General features: G+C 59.2%; 1 protein-coding gene. It reads left to right on the plus strand.

Annotated elements, in window-relative coordinates; genetic code table 11:
• Positions 1 to 142 precede the first annotated feature (142 nt).
• Positions 143 to 1,570 (plus strand): ISNCY family transposase, encoded by a 1,428-nt coding sequence (locus AC07UR_RS33850; RefSeq protein ID WP_209793397.1) that lies wholly within the window; start codon positions 143 to 145, stop codon positions 1,568 to 1,570.
• Positions 1,571 to 1,751: the final 181 nt, after the last annotated feature.

Genomic DNA, 1,751 nt, shown 5'->3' on the forward strand with positions numbered 1-1,751 from the left:
TGTAGTGGCTATTTAGTAATGCGACAGTTGGGCCAGTTAGAGATGCGACAGTCTCGCCTCTCGACGCACTGGTCAAAGCCAACGTTGGGAGCAAGGATGACGACCTTCAGCCTGGTCGAGACCATGAGCGGTCGGAGTCGTGATGTCCTGTTTGATCACCATGTCGCAGAAAGAGTTGTATCGCCTCGAAGTCATCCAGAAGATTCGTGACGAGCGCCTGAGCGTTGTCCAGGCTGCCGAACTGCTCAACCTCAGTCGAAGTCAGATCCACAGACTGCTGCAGGCCTATGATCAAGATGGTCCGGCCGGTCTTGTTTCGAAGAAGCGATCCCGGCCGAGCAATCGGCGCCACAGCGAGGATTTCCGCAATGCGGCGCTGGATCTGATCCGCGAACGCTATCTGGATTTCGGTCCGACGCTGGCGCGCGAGAAGCTCATCGAGCTGCACCGGATTTCTGTTGCCAAGGAAACGCTGCGGCAATGGATGACCGAGGCTGGCATCTGGATCTCGCGTCGGGAACGCAAGAAACGGGTTTTCCAGCCACGCGGCCGGCGCGATTGCTTTGGCGAACTGGTGCAGATCGATGGGTCGCATCACTGGTGGTTCGAGAACCGCGGTCCCAAATGCGCTCTGCTCGTCTATATTGATGACGCCACCGGCAAGCTTTTACATCTTCGCTTTGCTGGATCGGAGAATACATTTGACTATCTGCACGCGACGAAGGCCTATCTGCAGCAATGGGGCAAGCCGCTGGCCTTCTACAGCGACAAGCACGGCGTTTTCCGCTCACTCCATGCCTCGGAGAAGGACCGGACGAGCGGCCTGACGCAGTTCGGGCGGGCTCTTTATGAACTCAACATCGACATTATATGCGCCAACACCCCGCAGGCCAAGGGACGCGTCGAACGGGCCAACCAGACGCTGCAGGATCGATTGGTCAAGGAACTACGGCTGCGCGGCATCGACACGATCGACGCGGCCAATGACTATGCGCCGGAGTTCATGGCCGACTTCAATCGTCGCTTTGGCAAGCAGCCGCGCAATCCGAAGGACATGCACCGGCCGCTTGCCGCGCATGAGAACCTTGATGGCGCCATGTGCCGCAAGGAAGTGCGCACACTGTCGCAGTCATTGACGCTGCGCTATGACAAGGTGCTGTTCATTCTCGATCCGACGGAGCAGGCCAAGGCGCTGGCGGGCAAGAAGATCGTTGTTTGCGACTATCCGGACGGGCGCCTTGAGATCATACACGAGAGCCTCGTCCTGCCCTACAGAACCTTCGACACCTTGCGATCGGTCCATCGTTCGGAGGTCGTCGAGAACAAGCGCCTGGACGACATGCTTTCGATCGTCGCCGAGATGCAGGCTGGGCGTGAACAGCAGCGCAGTAAGAGCGGCCCTCGCCGCACTGGCCAGACGGATCATATGTTTGGCATTCGCGATGGCAGCCAGAGCAACGGTTATCAGAAGCGCAGCCGCAAGCCCGGCCGGCGGACGGACTTCATGAATGATCCGGAGGTCATTGCCAAAAGGCAGAAGGCGCTAGCGCGCATGGAGGCCGCGGAATGAACCGCTGGCACTCATAGTCTCAAAGCTAAAGCCGAAGGGTGTCCCTCACCCGCCCCCGCTCCTTCCTAGCAACCCGGACCAGCCGGGCGGATCGGGGGCTGACCGTCGGCGCCGGCAGAGGTGCTGAGTGTCGCATTTCTAACTGGCTGGCAACGTCGCGCCTCTAATCAGCTTTGACATT

It is taken from the genome of Ensifer sp. GW821-FHT05G01 (genome assembly GCF_059419585.1).